Origin of the sequence: Synechococcus sp. R5-12, assembly GCF_047502655.1 — a bacterium.
GTDB lineage: Bacteria > Cyanobacteriota > Cyanobacteriia > Thermostichales > Thermostichaceae > Thermostichus.
Genome location: NZ_JANSIM010000094.1, coordinates 1 through 5,705 on the forward strand (window position 1 = coordinate 1; position 5,705 = coordinate 5,705).

At 58.9% G+C, this 5,705-nt stretch carries 5 protein-coding genes and 1 pseudogene; 1 reads left to right on the forward strand and 5 read right to left on the reverse strand.

Annotation, left to right across the window (positions count from 1 at the left end):
* Nucleotides 1–228 precede the first annotated feature (228 nt).
* The 3 genes from xth to sfsA all read right to left on the reverse strand — a co-directional run bounded on the left by xth (nucleotide 229) and on the right by sfsA (nucleotide 3,103).
* On the reverse strand, nucleotides 229–1,014 hold the full coding sequence (xth, locus tag NW843_RS05950; RefSeq protein ID WP_414343946.1) for an exodeoxyribonuclease III: 786 nt from the start codon (nucleotides 1,012–1,014) through the stop codon (nucleotides 229–231).
* Between the two features lie 12 nt (nucleotides 1,015–1,026).
* Complete coding sequence (locus NW843_RS05955; RefSeq protein ID WP_414406345.1) at nucleotides 1,027–2,286, reverse strand: GTP cyclohydrolase II; 1,260 nt, start codon at nucleotides 2,284–2,286, stop codon at nucleotides 1,027–1,029.
* A 97-nt stretch (nucleotides 2,287–2,383) separates the two neighbouring features.
* The gene (sfsA, locus tag NW843_RS05960) at nucleotides 2,384–3,103 is read right to left on the reverse strand and encodes a DNA/RNA nuclease SfsA (RefSeq protein ID WP_414522399.1); all 720 of its coding nucleotides are present in this window, start codon (nucleotides 3,101–3,103) and stop codon (nucleotides 2,384–2,386) included.
* 304 nt (nucleotides 3,104–3,407) lie between these two features.
* Here sfsA and NW843_RS05965 point away from each other — a divergent pair, with 304 nt between their 5' ends.
* On the forward strand, nucleotides 3,408–4,010 hold the full coding sequence (locus NW843_RS05965) for an NYN domain-containing protein (RefSeq protein WP_414356551.1): 603 nt from the start codon (nucleotides 3,408–3,410) through the stop codon (nucleotides 4,008–4,010).
* A 59-nt stretch (nucleotides 4,011–4,069) separates the two neighbouring features.
* Here the strand turns inward: NW843_RS05965 and cbiE are convergent, their stop codons facing one another.
* Both cbiE and NW843_RS05975 read right to left on the reverse strand, forming a co-directional pair.
* Nucleotides 4,070–5,329: a precorrin-6y C5,15-methyltransferase (decarboxylating) subunit CbiE gene (gene cbiE, locus NW843_RS05970; RefSeq protein WP_414522400.1), complete on the reverse strand. Its 1,260-nt coding sequence runs from the start codon at nucleotides 5,327–5,329 to the stop codon at nucleotides 4,070–4,072.
* Nucleotides 5,330–5,705 (reverse strand): annotated as a pseudogene (locus tag NW843_RS05975) (hypothetical protein); the annotation flags it as partial.

Here is a 5,705-nt window from a genome sequence, read left to right on the forward strand (position 1 = left end):
ACCCTACGGGTACAGTGCGGGGCTCCTGCGATTTCTAGCTGAAAATTCTCGAAGAGGCCGCTCCATTTTAATTGGATGGCTGGTTGGTATGAGCTGTCATGGTCATTTAAACAGGAATGAAACATTTCCGCCTGGCTCCCCTCTTCCTCTGAGAGAAGGGGTGAAGGCAGTGGCAGGGAGCGTTTGGGGAGTGTCTCAACCTAGCTTGAAATGACTATAACAAGGCGCTTAAATATCCAGGGCAACAATGACAGGGGCATGATCGCTGGGTTTTTCGGCCCGCCGTGGCTCAACATCGATCCAGCAAGCGGTGGCTTTCTCCTGTAGCTCACGAGACAGATAATGATGATCAATGCGCCAGCCGCGATTCCTTTGAAACCCCCCCGAGCGATAGTCCCACCAGCTAAAATGGCCGGGATCTGGGGTGAACCTGCGAAACGCATCTTCAAACCCTAAAGCCAGGATCTCCCGCAGGGCTTGTCGCTCCGGTTCGGAAGCCATGATTTCTCCCGCTTTTTGGGGATCATAAATATCCCGATCTTCCAGGGCAATGTTAAAGTCCCCGCAGAGCAGGATGGGATCCCCTTGGCTCAGGGCAACGGCGAGGTAATCCTTCAGCGTGGCTAGCCAGCGCAATTTATAGGCGTATTTTTCCGATCCCACCTCAGAACCGTTGGGCACATAAAGGTTGAGAATACGGATCCCGCGGTAGATGGCGCTCATCAGCCGCTTTTGCTCGTCCAAATCTGCCGCCGCAGGCAGCAGCGCACCAAACCCCCGTTCTACTTTTTCCGGGGGATCCCGGCTGATCAGAGCCACACCGTTGTAGGACTTTTGCCCGTAGACCTCCACATGAAAGCCCCGCTCCTGAAAGGCCGCCCGGGGAAAGTCTTCATCCACCACCTTGGTCTCCTGCAGGCAGAGCACATCCAGGGATCCCTGGCTGTCCAGCCAAGCCAAAACCTGAGGCAGCCGGGTGCGAATGGAGTTGACATTCCAGGTAGCCACTTGCATGAGGGATCCCGCTCACTCCACCAAGGCCCTTCCTCGGATTTGGGCCAGCCGCTCCGCATCCAGCACCTCCCCCTCGGTGTAGTAGCCGGCAGCTTTTTTGGCCTCGATCTCCACACGGGCATCCGCCGGGATCAGCTCTTCTGGGATGGGCACCCGCTGCAGAACCTCAATGCCGGAGTTGGTGATGGCTCGATACTTGAGGTCGCTCATGGAAATCAGGCGATCGATTCGGGTTATGCCCAGCCAATGGAGCACATCCGGCATCAGCTCCTGGAAGCGGATGTCTTGCACCCCTGCCACACACTCGGTACGGGTGAAGTAGGCATCGGCCCGATCCCCTCCTTCCTGGCGCTTGCGGGCGTTGTAGACCAAAAATTTGGTCACCTCCCCCAAGGCGCGGCCTTCTTTGCGCAGGTACACGATCACGCCGGCTCCACCGGCTTGGGCCGTCTTAACGCATTCTTCAATGCCATGCACCAGATAGGGGCGGCAGGTGCAAATATCCGAGCCAAACACATCGGAACCATTGCATTCGTCGTGAACCCGCACCGCCAGGGGCAAAGCCGGGTCGGTGATGGCGGCCACTTGCCCGATGATGTACACCGTCTGGCCACCGATGGGCGGCAAAAACACCGATAGGTCTGGGCGAGTCACCAATTCTGGAAACATGCCTCCCGTCTGCTCGAAGAGGGTGCGGCGCAGCAGGCTTTCGCTCACCTGCAATCGTTTGGCGATCCCCGGCAGGTACCAGACCGGCTCGATTGCGGCTTTGGTGACCACCAGGCTGCCATTGTCTTTGAGGATCCGGCCATCCACCCGCAACCGCCCTTTGTTGACCGCCTCCTGCAGTTCTGGCATGTGGATGTGGGCCTGAGTAATGGCAATAGTAGGGCGAATATCGTAGCCCTGGGCATAGAGGGGAGCAAAGACTTCCCCCACAACTGCTCCCCAGGGATCCAAAGACACAATCCGGTCTGGATCTCCCCAGCTTGGGTGAGGGCCAATCGACACCACCGGGGCAGTATGGGTTAAATCGGCGCGGTGATCCGCCTGCAAAGAGCCACTGGCCACAGCCAATGCCCGATAGACAGCGTAGGCTCCCGCATGGGTGCCGATGACATTGCGATGGGCAAGATTGGTCAGGCTACCCACCACCGGCCCCCGCCGCAGCGGATCCAAGGCTCCCCAGCGGATCGGCTGGGCTTGCGTCCCATGAGGGGAGGGATGGGAAGTCAGGACAATGTGATGAGGACGGGAGGAAGGTTTGCTCATGGTCCTCAAGTGCTTGGAAAACTAAGAATCTGGAGAAAGCAGTATTATAGGCCATCCCCAGCCGTTTCCAGAGAGCTTGCCCCTTCTTTTGGGGTGCTTAGACAACGATTTTGGCCAAACCCAAGGGGCGGATCCCTGCCGGCGAAACCTCGACCCGATAGGGCAACATCTCTACCCCGACCTGCAGGGCCTCACGAAACAGACGGGCATAGCGGGGATCCCGTTCTTCGCCGGGGGCAAACTCGGTGCAATCGGCGCGATTGATCCAGTACATCAGCAGAGCCCGCTGCCCCTGTTGGCGGATCTGGATCAGATCTTCCAAGTGTTTTTGGCCGCGGGTGGTCACCGTATCGGGAAACAGCGCGCGGGATCCCTTGGCCCAGGTGGTGTTCTTCACCTCCAGATAGGCCGAGCCAGCGTCTCCTGTCAGCAGAAAGTCGATTTTGCTCTTGCCGCAGGTCACCTCCCGTTGCCGGCGGGAAAATCCTGCCAACTGGGGAAACCACCCTCGCTCCAGCCCCCATTCCACCAGGCGATTGGGCAAGCTGGTGTTGATCCCCACCCATACCCCATCCACCTGGATCATCTCCCAGGTGTAGGCCAGTTTCCGTTTTGGCTCCGGGTGATGGGAGAGGTACACAGGTGCCCCCACCTGACAGACCCCACTCATCGGCCCCGTGTTGGGGCAATGGGCGATGATCTGTTGCCCGTTTTCCAGCTCCACATCGGCCAAAAACCGCTTGTAGCGGCTGCGCAGCACCCCTCTGTGCAAGGGGCTCGAAAAGCGGTAAGGCACCGGCCCATCCCTGCACTCCATCCCCAAAGCCTCTCCTTATCGTAGGTATTTTTTCTTTAGGATTTTGGAAATCTTCTCCGGGGATCGTCTCTCCTGCGCTAGGGTAAATCATGTGTCCCAGGGCTTGGGGCACCCTCTTACAGCTCTTTCCGACTTCATGGGAATTCTGCAGATCACTCTGGGAAGCAGTAAGATCCCTATCGCACAAGAGATGCGTCTGCATTAGCTGTAGTCAGTGCTGCCGGAAAGAGCTGTATTGGCGATTAAACCCATTTAACACCTCTTTTTTCTGCCCTTTTGTCAAAACTTGGAGAAGAAAACCCGAATGCTGCGTCTTGATCCTGATCCCGGCTTTCAGCCTGCGGATCCCTTGCAGGACAACCGTGGGCGTGTGGCCATATTCATCGACGGGTCTAATCTGTTCTACGCCGCTCTGCAACTGGGCATTGAGATCGACTACACCCGTCTGCTGAAGACTCTGAGTGGTCGGTCGCCCCTTTTGCGCTCTTTTTTCTACACCGGCGTCGATCGCAACAACGAAAAGCAGCAGGGGTTTTTGCTCTGGATGCGCCGCAATGGCTACCGCGTGGTTACCAAAGAGCTAACCCAGTTGCCCGATGGATCCAAGAGAGCCAACCTGGATGTGGAAATTGCCGTGGATATGCTGTCGCTGGTGCGCTGGTATGAGACGGCTGTGCTGGTGAGCGGCGATGGAGACTTGGCCTATGCGGTCAATGCCGTCAGCTACCAAGGGGCACGAGTGGAGGTGGTCAGCTTGCGTTCCATGACCAGCGATCAACTGATCAACTTGGCGGATCGCTACATCGACCTGGAATCCATCAAAGACCAAATTAAGAAAACCAACCGTCCCTCCTCTCCCTACCTGTACCGACCGGGGTTCACCACTGATGAGGAGGACGAGGGGTGACTTCATCCCTCACCCCTAGCTCCTCTCCCCAAAAGAGAGGGGCGATCAGTTCAGTAAGTTCACTGTGATTCCGAGTTTGAAGGGATCCCTTGCAGCAGGTAAACCGGGTTCAGGGGGGCAAAGCGGGTGCCCTCGGCCAGGACGGCAGAGCGGGAGATCTGAACGTGATCTACTCGAACTTGCCAGCCCCGAGAACGCAGCCATTGCAGGGCCTCGCTGCAGGTTTCTAGGGTAGCGAAGTTGGCCACCAAGATCCCTCCAGGCCGCAGGCGGGCTTCCACCACCGGCAGCAGGTCGCGGATCCCTTTGCCGCCACCGCCCAGCACCACCCGATCCGGATCTGGCAGGTCGGCCAACACTTGGGGGGCTGCCCCCGGGATCACCTGCAGGTTCTCTGGGCCAAAGCGTTGCCGGTTGCGCCGAATCAGGCAGATGCCGGCGGCATTCCGCTCAACGGCGTACACCTGAAGTTGGGGGGAAAGACGGGCTATTTCGATGGCCACCGAGCCGGTGCCGGCACCGATATCCCACACCACGCCCTCTTGGGGGAGCTGCAGGGATCCTAAGGTGAGCAGGCGGATGGGCTGCTTGGTGATCAAGCCGGGCTGGTCGGGAAAGGTGTAGAACTGGTCGTCCGGGATCCCGACCAAAGGCCAGCGATGGGGATCTGGCTCCGGCTCTACTCGTCGCAGCACCACAACGTTGGGGCTGGGGAAAACGGCGTCTTCCCCTTCTTGGAGGGGCACGACCTGTTCTTGAGGGGATCCCAGTTGGCTACATACCCAGGCTTGGTAGCGCACCGGCAGCCGCAGGTCGGAGATGAAGCGGGCCAAGACCGTCGGCGTGTGCTCCGGATCGGTGAGCACCACGATCACAGGGGATCCCTGCTTGAGAACGGCTTCCAACCGCTCCACTCCCCGCCCGTGCAGGCTGAGGATGGTCGCCTCCTGCCAGGGGATCTGCAGGCGGTTCAGGGCCAGCTGCACCGAGCTCACCTGCGGATAGAAGGCCAACCGCTCCGCTGGGAAATACTCCGTCAACAGCCGCCCGATCCCGAAAAAAAGCGGATCCCCGCTGGCCAACAAGACCAGGGATCCCTGAGCCATCTCCTGCTGCAAAAGTGGGATCCAACTTTCCACTGGCCCGGTGAGCGGGATCTTGCGGGCCGGATGATCGGTAAAGTGCCGGAGCAGATGAGGGGCTCCTGCCAAAACCCTGGCTTGGGAAAGGGGGGGGATCCCCCAGGAAGCCACAGAGCCATCCCCCGCTACCCCTACGACCGCAAGCTGAGGTGACCGCCCAGGTGCTGCCGTAGCCATTTAACGTTCGACAGGTGGGTGGTATTGGCGCATGTGATTGAGAAAATCCAGTCGCAGCTCCGCCACTTCCCGTTGCATTTCCCGCATCTCCCGAATAAAGCTGAGTTGAGCCTCGATCAGGCGGCCATCGCGCTCCCGAAATTGCTCCATCATCATGGCTTGCGCTTCCCTCAGTTCGGCAAACCCAGCCTGCATATCTCGGCGGCACTCCTGTATGGCCACCTCCAGCTCGTCTCCCCGCTCTTCGTTCTGTCGAATCCGCTCCTGGTTCTGTTGGATCAACGCCCTGATCTCCTGGATTTCGGTCTGGAGTTGGGCTTCCATAGCCTGCCGCTCGGCCCGCATTTCGGCCATCTGGGCCTCAAAGCGCTCGGCA

Coding starts and splice junctions, on each gene's coding strand:
- xth (WP_414343946.1), bottom strand. CDS start 1,014: ATGCAAGTGGCTACCTGGAATGTCAACTCCATTCGCACCCGGCTGCCT.
- NW843_RS05955 (WP_414406345.1), bottom strand. CDS start 2,286: ATGAGCAAACCTTCCTCCCGTCCTCATCACATTGTCCTGACTTCCCAT.
- sfsA (WP_414522399.1), bottom strand. CDS start 3,103: ATGGAGTGCAGGGATGGGCCGGTGCCTTACCGCTTTTCGAGCCCCTTG.
- NW843_RS05965 (WP_414356551.1), top strand. CDS start 3,408: ATGCTGCGTCTTGATCCTGATCCCGGCTTTCAGCCTGCGGATCCCTTG.
- cbiE (WP_414522400.1), bottom strand. CDS start 5,329: ATGGCTACGGCAGCACCTGGGCGGTCACCTCAGCTTGCGGTCGTAGGG.